The sequence below is a fragment of the Gallibacter intestinalis genome (assembly GCF_014982745.1).
In the GTDB taxonomy this organism is placed as follows: Bacteria; Bacillota; Clostridia; order Peptostreptococcales; family Anaerovoracaceae; genus Gallibacter; species Gallibacter intestinalis.
The window spans coordinates 60,747-77,426 of record NZ_JADCKA010000006.1; the positions used below are offsets into that span (position 1 = coordinate 60,747).

Sequence of the window (16,680 nt, forward strand, 5' to 3'; positions counted from 1 at the left end):
ATTAACCGTTACGGTGACTGCTTTTTAACTGTACTTTTTAGCTGTCTTTTAGTCGAGTTCTACCATGTGGAATGTTTTCTTTCCCTTCTGAATAAGGAGTTTGCCGTCTTTGAACATATCTTTAGTGATATTCATCTTGGCATCTGTAACCTTTTCGTCATTTACGGAAAGTCCACCCTGCTCGATGGTTCTGAATCCTTCGGAGTTTGAAGATACAAGGCCAAGTTCCTTAATCAGATTAACTACGCCCATACCTTCTCCTTCGAAAGCAGATGCAGCCATCTGTGTATGAGGGATATTGTCCATGCTACCTTCTCCGGCAAATGCTGCTTTGGAGCCATCCAGAGCTTTCTGAGCCTCTTCTTCGCCGTGTACCAGCTTTGTGATTTCAAATGCCAGCACTTCCTTTGCCTTGTTGATTTCAGCACCTTCAACATTTACCAGCTTGGAGATTTCATCAAGAGGCAAGAATGTCAAGAGCTTGAGACATTTTTCAACATCGGCATCGGCTACATTTCTCCAGTACTGGAAGAACTCAAATGGAGAAGTTCTGTCAGCGTCGAGCCACAGAGCGCCGGACTGAGTCTTACCCATCTTTTTACCTTCGCTGTTTGTGAGAAGTGTAAAGGTCATGGCGTAAACCTGTTTATTGAGCATTTTTCTTGTAAGGTCAACACCGCCGATTAGGTTGGACCACTGGTCGTTACCACCAAACTGCATCTTAACATCGATATCCCTTGCCATTACCATAAAGTCGTAGGACTGCATCAGCAGGTAGCTCATTTCAAAGAATGTAAGACCTTCTTCAAGTCTCTGCTTGTAGCAATCCTGTCTGAGCATGTTGTTTACGGTAAAGTGTCTTCCGATGTCACGGATAAACTGGATAAATTTGCAATCTGAAAGCCATGTGGCGTTGTTTACGCAAACGGCTTTGCCAGGATCAGGCTCTTTGTTGGCATCGTTTTTAACACCGTATTCGCTGCCTGTGTATTTAAAATCATCATCAAATTCGATGAATCTTTCAAAGAGCTTTTTGAAAGCATTGCAGTTGTTTACAACTGTATCTACATCCATAACCTTTCTCATGTCAGTTCTGCCGGAAGGGTCGCCGATCATACCGGTACCGCCGCCCAGGAGGACTACAGGAGTGTGGCCGTACTTCATCATGTACATGATGATTATAATCTGCATAAAGTGACCGATATGCAGACAGTCTGCGGTAGGGTCAAATCCGATGTAGAACTTGATTTTTTCATTAGCGAGAAGTTCTCTTATTTCTTCTTCGTGAGTGCACTGCTCAATGAAGCCTCTTTCTTTGAGGACATCGAATACATTGGTGTGTTTGCTCACATCATCTCTTATAAAGCTTTTCATTTTGAGTTCCTCCTTATTTTATCAATTATCAACTTTGCCACTTCTTCAGGTGCTAAGTTGTTTTCAACGGAAATATCTTTTACTGCGTCATAATGACAATTTCTTTCGGCATACATGACCTCCAAATCCTCTGCGGATTTACCTTCGGAAAGAGGTCTTCCTTCGGTGCTGAGAAGGGAATAATCTCTAAGGATTTCAACCGCAATGGAATTGCATCTTATTATATCCTTGTTTTCATCCCTTAGAACGCTACCGCCTCCTGTGGCTATTACAAGGCCGCTTTCTTTACATATGTCCTTTAATACCGCCTGCTCCATAGAGCGAAAAGCTTCTTCGCCATCTGAGGCGAAAATTTCAGGAATGCTTCTGCCGGCTCTTTTGACGATTTCTTCGTCAGTGCTTATGAATGTCCTGCCGGTGGCTGCTGCTACAGCCTTACCTATGGTGGTCTTGCCGCTTCCTGGCATTCCAATTATTACGATGTTTTTAACATAGGTTTCAAGCTCCTGTATGATGTCGGCAGTATATCTTCGAAAGCTCATCCCTGTAAAAAATTCTGCCGAGCGCAGTGCCTGTGCCACAAGCATCGGAATTCCGTTGGAAATTTTCATTCCCAGTTTTTCGGCCTGTAGCAGCAAAGGTGTTTTGAAAGGGTTGTAGACAAGGTCTATAACCGCTTCACATTTTTCGAAATCCTTGAGATCTATGATTGTATCATAGGAATTAGGATATGTTCCCACCGGAGTGGTATTTATTATAATCTGAGCATCCTTTGGAAGGTTATTGTAGCTTACATATTCTTTAGATTTTTTTCTGCTGGCCACAAAGACATCCTTAGGCTTGCATGCTTCAATTATGCTTTTGACGGTGTCGGAAGCACCTCCACTGCCTAGTATCAGGACTTTTTTGTCTTCCGGGTTAATACCGCTTAAGGAAAGCAGATATAAAAAACCAAAGTAGTCGGTGTTTGTACCTCTCAATATGCCGTCCTTATGATAAACGGTGTTTACATTGCCAAGCTTTATGGCAATTGGATCAAGCTCCACATATTTACAGACTTCCTTTTTATAGGGAGATGTAACATTTAGTCCGCTGAAGGTACCGTTTTTCATAAAGTCTTCAAGAGCTTCAGGTGTTACTTCATATAGTCCGTAGTCATAAGCTCCAAGAGCGTTATGAATCATCGGTGAGTAACTGTGGGAGAGTTTTTCTCCAAGCAGTCCAAATCCAAAACTCATTTTCCTTCAGCCTCCTTTCCGCCATTGAGCATATTTTCTTCAAGTATCATTTTTTGTTTTTCCTTGCTTTTTTCCATTATTTTTATGTATATATCTTTAAGGTCAGGACCGACTTTGGAGAGCACCTGTGCTTCTCTGCCGGTATCCAAAACCGGGATATCGTGATTCATTTTATATTTTGCTATTTCTCCCGACAGTTCCATTCGTTTGTTGAGAAGGGAAGCTATTTCAGCATCTATACGATCTATATCATCTCTCATGTCCGATATATCTCTGTCTTTGTGTAAAGTTTTGTCGGAAAGAATGGCATCCATCAGACCGACTGCAAGGGCTGCTTCAACCACTGCAGCTGCCCGAGGAACAAAGCATGCATCGTGTCTGCCCTGTATCTGTATATCTTCAGGCTTTCCGGTAACCGGGTCAACAGTTGACTGTTTTTTCCCTATGGAAGGTGCCGGTTTAAAGGCTACTCTCATCACAAGGGGCATTCCTGTGGTTAACCCGCCCAGGATTCCGCCGTGATTGTTGGTGGCGGTAATAATCCTTTCGTCTTTGGTTATTGCCAGAAAGTCATCGTTGTTCTCCGAACCAAGCAAGTATGAAGCGGCAAAGCCGTTGCCAAATTCAACACCTTTTACGGCGGGTATGCCGAAGGCTATAGGAGATAGGATGCTTTCCATGCTGTCATACATAGGACCGCCGAGTCCTAAAGGAAGACCTGTTGCAAAGGCCTCTACTACGCCTCCCACGGAATTGTTGTCATTTTTGGCAAATTCCATTTCCTCAAGCATGTAGTCGGTCATCGGTATGGCCTTAGGCTCCACTAAATCCGTTTGAGGACCGGAGGCCTGTCCTATGCTTAAGACCCTTGATGCGATTCTTATGTTGTGCTGCTGCAGATACTGCAGGGCAATGGCCCCGGCGATGCAGAGCATAACGGTCATCCTTCCTGAGAAGGGACCTCCTCCGGACATATCAACCTTTCCTTTATATTTGAGATATGCAGGAAGATCGGCATGTCCCGGTCGCGGCAGCATGTTTTTATATGCTGTTTTGTCTGTATTAGAGTTTTTTACAACAAAGCATAATTTCCCGTCTGCAGGTACGATTACTTCATCAACTTCAAGCTCCTCTGTACCGTTTTTTAGAAGAGGGATGTCTTTTTCCTGCCTTGCCGTTGTGTAATTTTCCTCTCCCGGTGATCTTCTTTTAAGAAAATCACAGACTTTTTTCATATCTACTGTAAATCCTACAGGCAATCCTGTCATTTCAACCGTCATTTCCGGTTCGTGACTGCCTCCGGAGATAGATACTTTAAATGTTCTTCCAAATTCAGATTTCAACTATATTTCCTCCAAGTTCCTTAAAATCCTTAAAGAAATCAGGATAGGATTTGCTGACTGCTTGAGCACCTTTAATGATTACCGGGTTGCTACAGGCTGTAGCTGCTATGGCTGCTGCCATTACAATTCTGTGATCCTCTGCTCCGTCCACTATGCCTCCCAAAAGTTCGCCCTTTGATATGATTGTCAGGCTGTCATCGGTTGCGGTGATATTTCCGCCCAGACAAGTAAGCATTTTTGCAGATGTGCTTACCCTATCGCTTTCCTTAAAGTGAAGCCTTTTGAGATTTATCAGCTTTGTAACTGAATTTTTCGGTCTGAAAGCTGCAGCTACGGTCAGCACCGGAACAAGATCCGGTATGTTGTCGCAGTCCAGCATAAGCTCATCGGAAGTTTTCATTTGCTGAAGAATATCCATAATCTCCATATCAGGCTGAATGGATTTACAATATTCCTTTTCCAATGTCAGACTGCTTCCTGCAAATGTTGCTGTAAGCCAGAAAGCTGTCGCCGACCAGTCTCTTTGAAGATTTAAGCTTTTCGGTGTTTTGTAATGCTGGTTACCGTCTATTTTAAATAAATCCAGATTGTCATCCTTGATGTGTTCTGTCTTTATTCCGAATTCCTTTAGGGTGTCCGTTGTAAGCTGAACATATTTTGCAGAGCTTAATTCGGTAGTAAGCCTTATATTTCCTCCTTCCTCGGTGAGGGGAAGGGCAAATAACAGTCCCGATATGTACTGGGAGCTTATATTCCCCGGCAGAGTGAAAACGCCGCCATTCAATTTTCCGGAAACCGTAATGGTATTTGCCTGGCGAGATATTTTGCAGCCGTGCTCTTCCAGCTGCAGGATAAGCTTTGTCAAAGGCCTTTTGGCAAGCTGTTCATTCATGGTAAAGGTACTGTTGTTGCACAGTGCCGCAAAGACGGGAAGCAACAAACGTAGAGTTGTTCCGCTGGCTCCGCAGTCTATTACAGGAGATTTTTCCTTAAACTGCTTTACGGCATTTGCGGTTTTAAGAATATCATCGGGTACATTCGTTTTAATAGGTATATCCACGATATTTTCGTTGCTGTAATCCTTTAAGGCTGCCAGCGCCTTTGCTATTATTATGCGATGTCCCTGTGATTTGCCGGAAACAAAGGGTATTTTACCAGCAAGCTTTTGGGGAATGATTTTTATATCCATAAAAGCAGCCCTCCTTATTCTGCGGAAGAACGCTTTCGTATAAGCTCAAGACCTGCTGCTATCAAATCTTCCAACCGTGAGATATGTATATCCTTTACAGTGACATTTCCCATGGCTTTTGGTATTACCAGGCTGATTATGTCTCCACGACGCTTCTTATCGGAAAGAGCGCCTTTGGCAAGCTCCGCCGGAGAATATCCGTAATCTGCCTTAAATCCGTACTTTTCATAAAGGGGGAAAAGCCTTTCCACAAGATTTTCCTCTGCCCATCCGCCTGCCTTTGCCATTCCGGCGGCTATCATAAGTCCAGAGGCTACGGCATGTCCGTGGGAAATGTTATAACTGCTGAGTTTTTCCACAGAATGTCCTATGGTGTGTCCCAGATTGAGAACTTTTCGGATTCCCTTTTCATTTTCATCTGTCTCCACAATTCTTTTCTTTATTCCGACGGATTTTATGATGGCATCCTCTATAAAGCTTCCAAGCTCTTGCGGCTTATGCGTATTGAAAAGCTCAAACAGGGACGGATCCAATATTACAGCTGCCTTTATCATTTCGATGATACCGCATTGAAGCTGGCTTTTTGACAGTGTTTCCAGACAGGCGGTATCCATATATACTGCTTCCGGCTGCCAAAAGGCACCTGCCAGATTCTTGCCTTCGGGAAGATCAATGGCTGTTTTTCCTCCAACTGAGCTGTCGACCATGGCAAGAAGGCTTGTGGGCATCTGTATGTAGCTTATGCCGCGCATATATATTGCTGCCGCAAAGCCCGTAAGATCGCCGATAACCCCTCCTCCTAAAGCTATAATAAAGTCTGAGGAGGTAAAGCCTTCTGAAGCCAGATAGCGAAGAATACGAAACAGATTATTCATATTCTTTGTTGATTCGCCTGGTGAAAACACAATCTTATGTACTTCAAAGCCGGCTGCTTTAAGAGACTTTTCCACTTTGCCTGTATATAACCTGTGCACATTTTCATCTGTTATAATGCAACATTTTGCAGGTCTGAAAAGGCGGGAAATTCTTGGGCCGGTTTCATCCAAAAGATGCTTCTTAATTTCTATTTCGTAAGCCTTCGATGTGTTAACGTTTATAATCATATGCAAAAGGCCTCAGCTTTTCTATCATTTCAACCAGTTTTTCAAAATCCTCCGGTTTTATTGCCTGAGGGCCGTCGCAGAGGGCATATTCAGGCATGCTGTGAACTTCCACCATAAGGCCGTCGGCTCCGGCGGCAGCTGCTGCAAGGGCCATAGGCGGCACTAAAGATGCATTTCCTGTGCCGTGGCTTGGGTCCACAATTACCGGTAGATGAGTTTTCTTTTTAAGTACAGGTATAGCACTTATATCAAGGGTGTTTCTTGTGGCTGTTTCAAAGGTTCTGATACCTCTTTCGCAGAGGATAACATTTTCGTTTCCTCCTTTGAGGATGTATTCGGCACTCATCAAGAGTTCCTCTATTGTGCAAGCGGAACCTCTTTTGAGGAGAACCGGTTTATCCATTTCTCCAAGTTCCTTAAGAAGCTCGTAGTTTTGCATATTGCGGGCGCCAACCTGTATCATGTCCACATCTTTAAAGAGTTCAAGCTGTGAAATATCCAATACCTCAGTTACAACCGGAAGGCCGGTAAGTTTTTTTGCTTCCATTAGAAGTTTTAGGCCCTCTTCTCCCATTCCCTGGAAGGAATAAGGGGAAGTGCGTGGCTTATATGCGCCGCCACGGAGAATTGATGCACCGGAAGCCTTGATGTCCTCGGCTATTTCACAGACCTGGCTTTCCGACTCGATGCAGCACGGACCTGCTATAATCTGAAAACTGCCGTCTCCGAATTTCACTCCTGCCACATCCACAACGGTGTCTTCAGGATGAAATTTGCGATTGGCAAGTTTATAAGACTCCTGTATCCTGATCGCTTCTTCCACCACATCCAAAGCACGAATCATGTCTATGTCCAGAGAAGATGTATCACCCACAAGTCCCATAAGGGTTGTGGAAGTCCCCTGGCTGTAATGAATTTCAAAGTCCATGCTCCTCAACCATGTGCGTAGGGAGGAAAGCTTTCTCGGATCGGGATTTTGCTTCAGTAAAATGATCATTTTCTTTCTCCTTGTATAAAAAAAGCTCCACAGGAGTTTTCACTGTGGAGATAACCGTCTCATATTTATCCAGTCTTTATCTTTGCAGCAAAACCCGCCCTACCTTATATTCAAAAGTAAAGTTGCGCGGTAGTAATATGCTTTTGCCGCATTTGATAAAGTCAACATACCATTCACCTTTTACAATGTCTACAATGTTTTAACTATTATGATATTGTGATTTTATCACAAAGATTTATGAATGTAAACCGCTAAATCATATGGAATTTAACGGCGCAATTCGTCCATGGCGATGTTTGCCAACTCATCTGCCCTATTGTTCATTTCCGTGGCATGCTCAAACATATCATATGTCATCTGATTTCCGTTCCACTGTCTGAACTTTTCAAAATGTTTTTGAACATTTGTAGAAGGGTGATTTAAATTTACATGACCCTTAACTTTAAAAAAGCTAATGCTATGTTCGTTGAGGAAAGGAAGCAGTTGTTCCCAAAGCTCTCGGTTTTCCACCGGAGTTTTGGAGGAAGTGAGCCATCCGTTTTTAAGCCATTTTTCATACCATTTTTCCTTAAAGCAGCTGATAAGATAGCTACTGTCAGAAAATACCTCAATGACGCAGTTAGGCTTTTTTATGGCACGCAAAGCCTCCAGCAGAGCCATCATCTCCATTCGGTTGTTGGTGGTGTTGATTTCTCCGCCGTAGAGCTCCTTTTTATGTTCACCGAATTCGAGTATGGCGCCCCAGCCACCTATGTTTTCGTCGTTTTGATTGCCGGAGCAAGCGCCGTCGGTGTATATCCTAAGTGTTTTCATTTCGTTCATAACGGGCATATTATATCATATTTGAAACAGCTTTTGTGGTATTGTATAATTTAAGATGTTTTAAAGAAAGGAACAGATGATATGAGTCTTCAATTTTGCTCTATTGCCAGCGGCAGCAGAGGTAACTGTTATCTCGTAAAGGCGGGAGAATATGTGCTTTTAATAGATGCCGGCATAAGCGGTAAAAAAATAGAAGAAGGGTTAAATGAAGCGGGTATAAGTGCTAACCAGGTGAACGGAGTCCTTGTTACCCACGAGCACAGCGACCATGTAAAGGGCATAAAGATGGTTTGCAAAAAAAGCGATAAGGCGTACATTTATGCCAATAATGCCACCTGGGAGCAGATTGCTGATGAAAAGTTGGAGGACAGGCACAGAACCTTTAACAGTGGAGAAATGTTCACAATAAAGGATATAGAGATAATGCCCTTTCGTATACATCATGATGCTGTGGAGCCGGTGGGATATTCCATTTCCTATCAGGGACGCAAACTCAGCATCGTAACCGATACGGGACATATCAGCGATGATATATTTGAGGAGATAAAGGATTCCAATTTAATTGTGCTAGAATCAAATCACGAGATAAACGTCTTAAAGATGTGCAAATATCCTTATCAGATTAAGATGAGAATACTGGGAGATCACGGACATCTGTCAAACACTGCGGCGGCAGATTGCCTTGTAAGGATATTAAAGGAACCCTTTGATGAAAAGCGCAGGGTGCTGCTGGCCCATTTAAGCAGGGAAAACAATACGCCAGGCATGGCCAGATTAGCTGTGAGAAACGCCCTAGAGGCAAACGGGCTTTTGTCTGCGGAAAAGGTATCCTTTGAAGTGATAACCCAGGATGAGCAAAGCCCACTGTATACTGTATAGGAGAAAGTAAAATATGTATATAAAGGTACTTTGTGTCGGAAAGCTAAAGGAAAAATACTGGAGCGATGGGGTCGATGAATATATGAAGCGGCTTAAAAGCTATTGCCGCACCACCGTCGAGGAGATAAAGGAAAGCAAGACCGATGATGTAGAGGAAGAAGGAAAAAACCTTCTTTCAAGGATTGAAGATGGAGAATATGTCATAACCCTTGAAATAAAGGGAAAGCGTCTGTCAAGTGAAGGTCTTTCCGAAAAAATCGGAGAGCTTATGGCAGAAGGTAGAGCCAAAGGCATAGTATTTGTTATCGGAGGGTCGGAGGGACTATCAAAGAATGTTATGAAGCGTTCTGATTTTGCACTATCCTTTTCGGATATGACTTTCCCCCATCAGATGATGAGAGTTATACTTTTGGAGCAGATATACAGAAGCTTTAGGATACTTAGAAATGAGCCTTATCATAAATAAAGATTAGACAACGGAAAAGAGGTACCCATCGATGCTGATAACGGCCAATGGAATACAGATAAATTATCAGGTAAAGGGTCAGGGAAGCCCAATGATACTTGTTCACGGAAACGGCGAACACGGCGGCATCTTTAAGGAGTTGACAGAGAAGCTGTCAAAGCACTTTACGGTCTATACACCTGACAGCAGATGCCACGGAAAGAGCCAGATGACCGATGATATATCCTATGATTTGATGGCAGAGGATACTGCCGCATTTATAAAGGAACTAGGTCTTAAAAAACCGATTTTGTACGGCTTCAGCGACGGAGGCATAATCGGACTGCTTATAGCCACAAGATATCCAGACTTGCTTTCTGAACTGATAGTGAGCGGAGCAAATCTGTTCCCGAAGGGAATTAAATGGTACTCCCTGCTGGCATGGAAAATAAGATATCTGTTTAACCGCAAAAAGAGCATCCGTATGATGTTGGTGGAGCCGGATATAAAGACTCGGGAATTGCAAAAAATAAAAATCCCAGTTCATGTGGTGGCAGGCGAAAGGGATATTGTGAGCGAAAAGCATACAAAGCTTATAGCACAGAATATTCCAGGAGCTACATTAGATATTCTTCCGGGCGAAAATCACGGAAGCTATGTTGTCCACAGCGATAAAATGTACGACTTGTTGAAAAAATATATACAAATGCAATAAGCAAAATAGTTTCAAAATCTGGAAAAGACCGGCGGAGAGGAGGAGCAATCATGTATGAACTCATCAAAGTAAACGACAAAACCTTTTATATCGACTGCCCTGCTAAAATCGGCGTATATCAGGCGGGCGAAAACGAAGTGTACCTTATTGATGCAGGCAGCGACAAGGATGCAGGCAGGAAGGTTCGACAGATTCTTGAAAAAAATGAATGGACACTTAAGGGCATATTAAATACACATTCAAATGCGGATCACATCGGCGGAAATGCATACCTTTCTCGCAATACGGGATGTCCGGTGTTCACAGATGGTATAGAGGCTGCCTTTACGGAGCATCCGATATTGGAACCTTCGTTCCTGTACGGAGGATATCCTTTTAAGGATCTCAGACATAAATTCCTTATGGCGCAGGAAAGCGAAACCAGAGGCTTTGATGACCCAGATTATCCTAAGGAAGTAAAAGTTATACCGTTGCCTGGACATTTCTTTGATATGGTAGGTTTCAGAACTCCTGACGATACGGTATTTTTGGCAGATTGCATAAGCAGCAAAGAAACCTTGGACAAATACGGCATATCCTTTATTTACGATGTGGAAAAGCATCTTGAAACCCTTGATAAAGTGGAAAATATGGAAGCAAAGTTCTTTGTGCCTGCCCATGCTCCTGCAGGAGAAAGAGTAAAGGAACTGGCGGCTTACAACAGAGATAAGGTTTATGAGGCAGCAGAAAAGATAAAGAACATATGCGCAGAACCTAAAAACTTTGAAGAGATACTTAAGAGAGTTTTCGACGAGTATAATATGCAGCTTACCTTTGAGCAGTATGTTCTCATAGGCAGCACAGTAAGATCCTATCTTGCCTGGATGAAAGACAAAGGGGAAATGCAGGCGGAAATCAATGATAATATGCTTTTCTGGAGAAAATAGATATCATTTTTGTCACTTTTGTGAAGAAAAAGTGAAGAAAAGTGAAAGAATGTGATATTCCTTGACCCAAATAAAGACCATCATGTAATATAGCACCGTAGCAAAAAGCGGAAACGCTAAAGACTTTAAGGAGACATTTATGATTAACTTTGAACACGAAAGCCTCGAAGCGACGCTTAAAAAAGCATACGACAACGTGAGAGGTCTTAAGAGAAAAACAAAGGAACTTATATGTGTGGGACTTACAGTGATGATGCTGGGAACCTTCGTACTGTATGATGCAGCTGCAGGAGTAGCATACGCAGCAAGCAGCGGAGAAGGCACACCTCACGCAATAATGGCAGGAGACGAAGAAATAGCAGTGCTCCAGTCAAAATCAGATGCCAACATGGTAGTGGACAATATCAAAAAGCAGTACGGCAAAGATAACAGCCTTGAAACTGCAATGGTAACACCAGCCATCAAGGTAGTGGAAAAGGAATATGTAACAGCAGAAGCTGTAGATGTAAAGACAATATCTGAAGCAACAGAAGATATACTTGCTCAGAACGAAACATCAGATCCATACTTTGAAATCGTAGTAAAGCAGCCAGTAGTAGCAAAGCAGGCAATCGCCCATGAAACAAAGACAGTTGAAACAGACGAACTGGAAAAGGGTGAAACAAAGGTAACTACAGAAGGTAAGGATGGAGCAAAGATAGTAACAGGAGAAAGCATCGTAGTTAACGGAAAGGTTAAGAGTACAGAAGTATTCTCCGAAGAGATAACAGCACAGCCAGTAACAGAAGTAGTTGCAAAGGGAACAAAGGAACCTGAACCAGAAGTAACAGAAGTAGCAGCAACTACAACAAGTACAAGAGCAAATAGCAGTGCTTCAAGCTCAAGCAACAAGACATATAAGGCTCCAAGCTATAACGCATCAACAAGCGGTGGTATCGTAGGATATGCACAGAGCTTCCACGGAGTACCTTATGTATGGGGCGGAGCAAGCCCATCAGGATTTGACTGCTCAGGCTTTACAATGTATGTATATAGAGCATTTGGAGTAAGCCTGCCACATAGCTCTGGCGGACAGGCAGGATGCGGATATGCAGTATCAGCAAGCCAGGCAAAACCTGGAGATCTGGTAGTAATGCCAGGACATGTAGGAATCTATGTAGGCGGCGGCATGATGGTACATGCACCTGCACCAGGACAGTGTGTAAAGACACAGGCAATCTGGCAGGGATGCAGCTTCAGAAGACTTGTCTAATAGCAAATAGAGATAAACAAAAGACTTCGCGATTGCGAAGTCTTTTTTACTGTAAGTTTTGTCCTATAACCCTTAAAAAGTTAGAGCCCCTGGCGTATGAATTTCTTTACCACGTCGGCATATCTTGCGTGCATACCTACATTTACAAAGTAGTATGAATATTTATCCTGTTTTTTTACATCCACAAGACCGGATTTTACCAGGGTTTTAATATGCTGAGAGATTGTAGCCTGTGCATAATCGAAATGTGCGACTACATCCTTATTGCATACAGGCTGCATCTGTGCGTTTTGCTGCATTATAAACTGAAATATTTTTATTCGCACGGGATGAGCCAGCGCATCGGATACCTTGGCTAAAAGCAAAATGTCCTCTTCGTGCATTGCATCGTTATCTCTTCTTATTCTCATTTGGATTTCCTTTCTTTTGTTTTATCAGTTATTTCTTTTTAGTTATTGCCAGTATTTCCGGCGGGTGGTTTTGTTGATTTATCATTGAGATGTATGCAACATGATAAATAGACGAATCAAGGTTTTTGGACATTTCCAGCAGCGCAGATTTCTCTTCTGCCCCTTGCTCATGTCCGTCATACATCACTATGCAGCAAAGACCGTCTTTTTCCAATATGGACAATGCTGAGTTTACGGCGTTTATTGTGTTATATTCTTTCGTTGTTAGGGATTTATCACTTCCCGGTAAATATCCAAGATTAAACATAATCACACGGGCCGCAGACAGATAGGCTGTCATATTTGTGTGGTTGTCACAGATAAGCGTAACTTTTTCCTTGTAAATATTATGCTCGGAAAGTAATGCTTTGGTGCTTTGGATTGCCCCAGGTTGAATATCAAAAGCATATACATGCTTTGCAGTTGATTTAGCCAACATAAGGGTGTCGTTTCCGTTTCCGCAGGTGGCGTCTACAACGGTACATCCGGGCTGTATATATTGATTTACCAAAGCTGCAGCTGTTAAAGTGGTGCTTCGCAGAATGTTGTCCAATTTGCGCTCCTTTGTATAGTGCTTCTCTCCCTTAGATAACAAATATCGCTTATTAACGATACAACTATCTGACAAATAAGTCAATACTATTGAAAAAAACAGAGTTTTATGGGATAATATTTGTGTTTTAATTATGGAGGTATGATGTGAGTAGAACTGGAAATAATTTAGGCGGATTAAAATATGTTCTTGCCGGCCTGGCACTTATGGCAGTGGCTCAGGCGGCATCTTCCGCAGTGATGCAGTTTATATCCATAGGCCCAGTTTTATGGGCTGATTTGGCGGTACATATTCTTGCCTGGGCGGCAGTGATATTCGGAATGCTGCGCCTTGGCGGAGTAAGGGTCGAATTCCGCAGAGGGCTTATAGTTTCGGGAGCGGGACTTGTGTTTACTCTGATACAGGCATTTTTCGTATTTAAACAATACAGAGTCGGACTGGGAAGCGATGCTTTTATAGATATGTACGCCATGTTTGGTGAATACCTTGCAGATCTGTGCATGCTGGCGGTATACTATCTGTCAGTCAAGGCGATGGCCCAGCTTCTAGTAAAAGACGGAGAAATTAAAAAAGGCCAGAGGTGGCACAGAGTGCTCAGATGGGGTATTATAACGGTTGTGGTTTCCATGATGCTGATTCCGATGGCATCGGTTTTCCCAACAGTTATTGCTATCATCATAGCTCTGGCAGCCATTGCTGCGGGGCTGTTTATGGAATTCATAATGATCAGGTATATCAATGAAGCTTACAGAAAGATAAGTTAAAGTAATAAACAATAGGAGAGGACAATGATAGTAAGAAAGTGTGCACCAGCCGACAAGGCGATATGGGTGGAAATGAACAGAGAGTTCATGGACAAGGAACTTTGCGGTAATGAGTTTTGGACAGAGACAAGAGACAGAGGTAATGCCGATCTGGAAAATGCCTTTGATGCAGCCCTTAAAGCTGAACCGTCAATTATCCTTCTTATATTTGAAAATGAAGAAGGCGAAACTGTAGGATTTGTAAATCTGAACACAGTGTTCAGCATCTGGTCCAACGGAGATGCTATGATAGTCGATGACTTCTACATCAGAGAGGACTACAGAGGCAGAGGCTACGGAAAGGAAGGCCTTGTTTTAGTAGAGAAGTTTGCTTTGGATAACAACATTAAGAGAATCCAGTTCCATAGCAATCTTGATGATGAAAATGCAGCAAAGATTTGGGATGAAATAGGATATTATCCTATAGATGTGAAATTCTATATGAGGTATATATAAAGAAGAAAGAGAGAATAAAAGGGGAGATGAAGAATTTTATTGATGAGTTTAAACAGTTTATAATGCGAGGCAATGTCATCGACATGGCTGTCGGTGTCGTTGTAGGTACTGCATTCAGTACAATAGTTAATTCCCTGGTGCAGGATGTTATCATGCCGGCTGTCAGCCTGATTACCGGTAAAATCGATTTTACAAACCTGTTCTTAGCTCTGGATGGAAATCATTATGCAACATTGACAGAGGCTAAAGGGGCGACTTCCGTTATAGCCTACGGAAGCTTCATACAGGCTGTGGTGCAGTTCCTGATTATCGCATTCTCGATATTTATTGTAGTTAAGGGAATAAACAAGCTCAGAAGACCTGCGCCGAAAGCGGCTCCTACTACAAAGACATGTCCTTACTGTAAGTCAGAGATAAACATAGAAGCCACAAGATGTCCATATTGTGCATCAGAACAGCCTCAGGCTGTTACAGAGGGCGGTCAGGAGGAACAAGCCCCTGCTGTTCAATAAGAGACAGCTTTTGAGCTCGGGAAAGCTTTTTAAGCGCTGCTTCTCGTTTGAGAGCGGCGCTTTTTGATTCTGCTTCTTCAAAGTAAACCATGCGAACTGGAAGTCTTGCACGGGTGTACTTTGAGGCGGTGCCGCGGTTATGGGCCTTAAGCCTTTTTTTTAGATCGTTGGTCCAGCCTGTGTATAGACTGCCGTCGGAACATTCGAGAATATATATGTAAGCCATAAAAACCTCCTTAAAGAATTATATAATACAGGTTTTTATCAGGCAACTTGGTGGTAATAATAAAAGGACGATTTGACAGGTCGTAGTTTGAGATACGGAGGGAATATATGCTTAATATAGGATGTCATCTTTCCGCAGCAGGAGGATTTACAGCCATGGGAAAGGATGCCATAGCCATAGGCGCAAACACCTTTGCCTTTTTTACGAGGAATCCTAGAGGTGGAAAGTCAAAGGCCATAGATGAAAAAGATGTAAAGGGTCTTTTAGAGATAATGGAAGGCAACGGATTTGCAAAGCTTGTTGCTCATGCTCCCTACACTCTTAATCCATGTTCTTCAACGGAAAAAGTGAGGGAATTTGCTAAAATAGCCATGACAGAAGATCTTCAGAAAATGGAATACTTGCCGGGAAATTATTATAACTTTCATCCGGGTTCCCATACGGGACAGGGTACGGAAAAGGGCATTGAACTGATAACAAAGCTCTTAAATGAAGTCCTTACAGAGGATATGAATACCGTAGTTTTGCTGGAATCGATGGCGGGTAAAGGCAGTGAAATCGGCGGAACCTTTGAGGAATTGGCGGAAATCATTCGCAGAGTGGAGCTTAAGGATAAGATAGGTGTATGTCTGGATAGTTGCCATATCAGTGATGGTGGTTACGATATAAAGGCAAATCTTGACGGAGTTATAGAGGAGTTTGACAAAATAGTAGGACTGAAATATCTGAAGGCTATGCATTTAAACGATTCACTTAACCCTTTGGGTGCGCATAAAGATAGACATGCTAAAATAGGTGAAGGTTATCTGGGAACGGAAACCTTTGAAAAAATAATAAATCACGAAAAATTAAAGGGCCTGCCTTTTATATTGGAAACACCTAATGAACTGGAGGGCTATGCGGCAGAAATAGCAACGCTAAGAAGTCTATATAAATATTAGAAAAAATTTCGGTTGATATCGGTGCTGCTGGGTAGTATAATACCATATGTAGTGTAAAAAAGGGAAAAATACAGGAGGAAATACAATGTATGTAAATATAACAGGTAATGCAGATCCGAGAGAAGCGCAGAATTATGTGGACTATCTTCAGAATAAATATAACAGAAAATTAGAATCCCTAGATATTAACATAGACGGTGATCATGCGGAGCTTAATTATAAATTTGAACCTGTAAAAATAGAGAGAATCAGAAGAATTACAGGATATTTGGTAGGCACTATGGACCACTGGAATGATGCCAAATCCGCCGAAGAAAGGGACAGAGTAAAGCATATGTCCGCCGGCGGTGAATCAGCAATGGAAACTCTTTAGTACAAATACATATAATAGGCAATGGCGTCATGTCATTGCTTTTTTTTGCAAAAAAATGGTATAATTATTTTTAGCAAAAAACAC

At 42.5% G+C, this 16,680-nt stretch carries 19 protein-coding genes and 1 pseudogene; 10 read left to right on the forward strand and 10 right to left on the reverse strand.

Going from position 1 to position 16,680, the window contains the following annotated elements; translation table 11 throughout:
• Positions 1 to 48 precede the first annotated feature (48 nt).
• From tyrS to INF20_RS04770, 7 genes are all read right to left on the reverse strand, one after another.
• Positions 49 to 1,374: a tyrosine--tRNA ligase gene (gene tyrS / locus INF20_RS04740; protein WP_226385233.1), complete on the reverse strand. Its 1,326-nt coding sequence runs from the start codon at positions 1,372 to 1,374 to the stop codon at positions 49 to 51.
• Positions 1,371 to 2,612, reverse strand: coding sequence for a shikimate kinase (locus INF20_RS04745; RefSeq protein ID WP_226385234.1), 1,242 nt, complete (start codon positions 2,610 to 2,612; stop codon positions 1,371 to 1,373). Before INF20_RS04745 ends, tyrS begins: the two co-directional genes overlap by 4 nt.
• The gene (aroC, locus tag INF20_RS04750) at positions 2,609 to 3,955 is read right to left on the reverse strand and encodes a chorismate synthase (protein WP_226385235.1); all 1,347 of its coding nucleotides are present in this window, start codon (positions 3,953 to 3,955) and stop codon (positions 2,609 to 2,611) included. The genes INF20_RS04745 and aroC overlap by 4 nt, the downstream gene beginning before the upstream one ends.
• Complete coding sequence (locus INF20_RS04755; protein WP_226385236.1) at positions 3,945 to 5,144, reverse strand: 3-phosphoshikimate 1-carboxyvinyltransferase; 1,200 nt, start codon at positions 5,142 to 5,144, stop codon at positions 3,945 to 3,947. Before INF20_RS04755 ends, aroC begins: the two co-directional genes overlap by 11 nt.
• 14 nt (positions 5,145 to 5,158) lie before the next feature.
• Entirely contained in the window at positions 5,159 to 6,247 is a 1,089-nt protein-coding gene (gene aroB, locus INF20_RS04760) for a 3-dehydroquinate synthase (RefSeq protein ID WP_226385237.1), read from the reverse strand.
• Entirely contained in the window at positions 6,231 to 7,244 is a 1,014-nt protein-coding gene (aroF, locus tag INF20_RS04765) for a 3-deoxy-7-phosphoheptulonate synthase (RefSeq protein WP_226385238.1), read from the reverse strand. The genes aroB and aroF overlap by 17 nt, the downstream gene beginning before the upstream one ends.
• 267 nt (positions 7,245 to 7,511) lie before the next feature.
• Positions 7,512 to 8,066, reverse strand: coding sequence for a ribonuclease H family protein (locus tag INF20_RS04770; RefSeq protein WP_226385239.1), 555 nt, complete (start codon positions 8,064 to 8,066; stop codon positions 7,512 to 7,514).
• An 81-nt stretch (positions 8,067 to 8,147) separates the two neighbouring features.
• On the opposite strand from INF20_RS04770, the gene INF20_RS04775 reads away from it, so the two are divergent.
• From INF20_RS04775 to INF20_RS04795, 5 genes are all read left to right on the forward strand, one after another.
• A complete protein-coding gene (locus INF20_RS04775) occupies positions 8,148 to 8,945 on the forward strand; it encodes an MBL fold metallo-hydrolase (RefSeq protein ID WP_226385240.1) in 798 nt (265 codons plus the stop codon).
• 13 nt (positions 8,946 to 8,958) lie between these two features.
• Positions 8,959 to 9,411 (forward strand): 23S rRNA (pseudouridine(1915)-N(3))-methyltransferase RlmH, encoded by a 453-nt coding sequence (gene rlmH, locus INF20_RS04780; protein WP_226385241.1) that lies wholly within the window; start codon positions 8,959 to 8,961, stop codon positions 9,409 to 9,411.
• A 31-nt stretch (positions 9,412 to 9,442) separates the two neighbouring features.
• On the forward strand, positions 9,443 to 10,105 hold the full coding sequence (locus tag INF20_RS04785) for an alpha/beta fold hydrolase (RefSeq protein ID WP_226385242.1): 663 nt from the start codon (positions 9,443 to 9,445) through the stop codon (positions 10,103 to 10,105).
• Between the two features lie 50 nt (positions 10,106 to 10,155).
• On the forward strand, positions 10,156 to 11,031 hold the full coding sequence (locus tag INF20_RS04790) for an MBL fold metallo-hydrolase (protein ID WP_226385243.1): 876 nt from the start codon (positions 10,156 to 10,158) through the stop codon (positions 11,029 to 11,031).
• Positions 11,032 to 11,170: 139 nt separating this feature from the next.
• Positions 11,171 to 12,283: a C40 family peptidase gene (locus INF20_RS04795; RefSeq protein WP_226385244.1), complete on the forward strand. Its 1,113-nt coding sequence runs from the start codon at positions 11,171 to 11,173 to the stop codon at positions 12,281 to 12,283.
• Positions 12,284 to 12,363: 80 nt separating this feature from the next.
• Here the strand turns inward: INF20_RS04795 and INF20_RS04800 are convergent, their stop codons facing one another.
• Both INF20_RS04800 and INF20_RS04805 read right to left on the reverse strand, forming a co-directional pair.
• Positions 12,364 to 12,693, reverse strand: a complete 330-nt coding sequence (locus INF20_RS04800) for an ArsR/SmtB family transcription factor (protein ID WP_226385245.1) — start codon at positions 12,691 to 12,693, stop codon at positions 12,364 to 12,366.
• A 28-nt stretch (positions 12,694 to 12,721) separates the two neighbouring features.
• Positions 12,722 to 13,285 (reverse strand): class I SAM-dependent methyltransferase, encoded by a 564-nt coding sequence (locus tag INF20_RS04805; RefSeq protein WP_226385246.1) that lies wholly within the window; start codon positions 13,283 to 13,285, stop codon positions 12,722 to 12,724.
• A gap of 146 nt (positions 13,286 to 13,431) precedes the next feature.
• On the opposite strand from INF20_RS04805, the gene INF20_RS04810 reads away from it, so the two are divergent.
• From INF20_RS04810 to mscL, 3 genes are read left to right on the forward strand one after another with little or no spacing between them, the layout of a single operon-like run.
• Complete coding sequence (locus INF20_RS04810; RefSeq protein ID WP_226385247.1) at positions 13,432 to 14,049, forward strand: hypothetical protein; 618 nt, start codon at positions 13,432 to 13,434, stop codon at positions 14,047 to 14,049.
• Between the two features lie 24 nt (positions 14,050 to 14,073).
• On the forward strand, positions 14,074 to 14,544 hold the full coding sequence (locus INF20_RS04815; protein WP_226385248.1) for a GNAT family N-acetyltransferase: 471 nt from the start codon (positions 14,074 to 14,076) through the stop codon (positions 14,542 to 14,544).
• A 26-nt stretch (positions 14,545 to 14,570) separates the two neighbouring features.
• The gene (gene mscL / locus INF20_RS04820; RefSeq protein ID WP_226385249.1) at positions 14,571 to 15,056 is read left to right on the forward strand and encodes a large-conductance mechanosensitive channel protein MscL; all 486 of its coding nucleotides are present in this window, start codon (positions 14,571 to 14,573) and stop codon (positions 15,054 to 15,056) included.
• Here the strand turns inward: mscL and INF20_RS04825 are convergent.
• The gene (locus INF20_RS04825) at positions 15,013 to 15,282 is read right to left on the reverse strand and encodes a GIY-YIG nuclease family protein (protein ID WP_226385250.1); all 270 of its coding nucleotides are present in this window, start codon (positions 15,280 to 15,282) and stop codon (positions 15,013 to 15,015) included. The two genes, mscL and INF20_RS04825, sit on opposite strands and share 44 nt — an antisense overlap.
• A gap of 107 nt (positions 15,283 to 15,389) precedes the next feature.
• Between INF20_RS04825 and INF20_RS04830 the strand changes: the two genes are divergently transcribed.
• Together INF20_RS04830 and nrdD are read left to right on the forward strand one after the other, a co-directional pair.
• On the forward strand, positions 15,390 to 16,223 hold the full coding sequence (locus INF20_RS04830) for a deoxyribonuclease IV (protein WP_226385251.1): 834 nt from the start codon (positions 15,390 to 15,392) through the stop codon (positions 16,221 to 16,223).
• Positions 16,224 to 16,305: 82 nt separating this feature from the next.
• Positions 16,306 to 16,596, forward strand: a pseudogene (gene nrdD / locus INF20_RS04835) (anaerobic ribonucleoside-triphosphate reductase); the annotation flags it as partial.
• Positions 16,597 to 16,680 lie beyond the last annotated feature (84 nt).

Coding starts and splice junctions, on each gene's coding strand:
- tyrS (WP_226385233.1), bottom strand. CDS start 1,374: ATGAAAAGCTTTATAAGAGATGATGTGAGCAAACACACCAATGTATTC.
- INF20_RS04745 (WP_226385234.1), bottom strand. CDS start 2,612: ATGAGTTTTGGATTTGGACTGCTTGGAGAAAAACTCTCCCACAGTTAC.
- INF20_RS04755 (WP_226385236.1), bottom strand. CDS start 5,144: ATGGATATAAAAATCATTCCCCAAAAGCTTGCTGGTAAAATACCCTTT.
- aroB (WP_226385237.1), bottom strand. CDS start 6,247: ATGATTATAAACGTTAACACATCGAAGGCTTACGAAATAGAAATTAAG.
- aroF (WP_226385238.1), bottom strand. CDS start 7,244: ATGATCATTTTACTGAAGCAAAATCCCGATCCGAGAAAGCTTTCCTCC.
- INF20_RS04770 (WP_226385239.1), bottom strand. CDS start 8,066: ATGAACGAAATGAAAACACTTAGGATATACACCGACGGCGCTTGCTCC.
- INF20_RS04775 (WP_226385240.1), top strand. CDS start 8,148: ATGAGTCTTCAATTTTGCTCTATTGCCAGCGGCAGCAGAGGTAACTGT.
- rlmH (WP_226385241.1), top strand. CDS start 8,959: ATGTATATAAAGGTACTTTGTGTCGGAAAGCTAAAGGAAAAATACTGG.
- INF20_RS04785 (WP_226385242.1), top strand. CDS start 9,443: ATGCTGATAACGGCCAATGGAATACAGATAAATTATCAGGTAAAGGGT.
- INF20_RS04790 (WP_226385243.1), top strand. CDS start 10,156: ATGTATGAACTCATCAAAGTAAACGACAAAACCTTTTATATCGACTGC.
- INF20_RS04795 (WP_226385244.1), top strand. CDS start 11,171: ATGATTAACTTTGAACACGAAAGCCTCGAAGCGACGCTTAAAAAAGCA.
- INF20_RS04800 (WP_226385245.1), bottom strand. CDS start 12,693: ATGAGAATAAGAAGAGATAACGATGCAATGCACGAAGAGGACATTTTG.
- INF20_RS04815 (WP_226385248.1), top strand. CDS start 14,074: ATGATAGTAAGAAAGTGTGCACCAGCCGACAAGGCGATATGGGTGGAA.
- mscL (WP_226385249.1), top strand. CDS start 14,571: ATGAAGAATTTTATTGATGAGTTTAAACAGTTTATAATGCGAGGCAAT.
- INF20_RS04825 (WP_226385250.1), bottom strand. CDS start 15,282: ATGGCTTACATATATATTCTCGAATGTTCCGACGGCAGTCTATACACA.
- INF20_RS04830 (WP_226385251.1), top strand. CDS start 15,390: ATGCTTAATATAGGATGTCATCTTTCCGCAGCAGGAGGATTTACAGCC.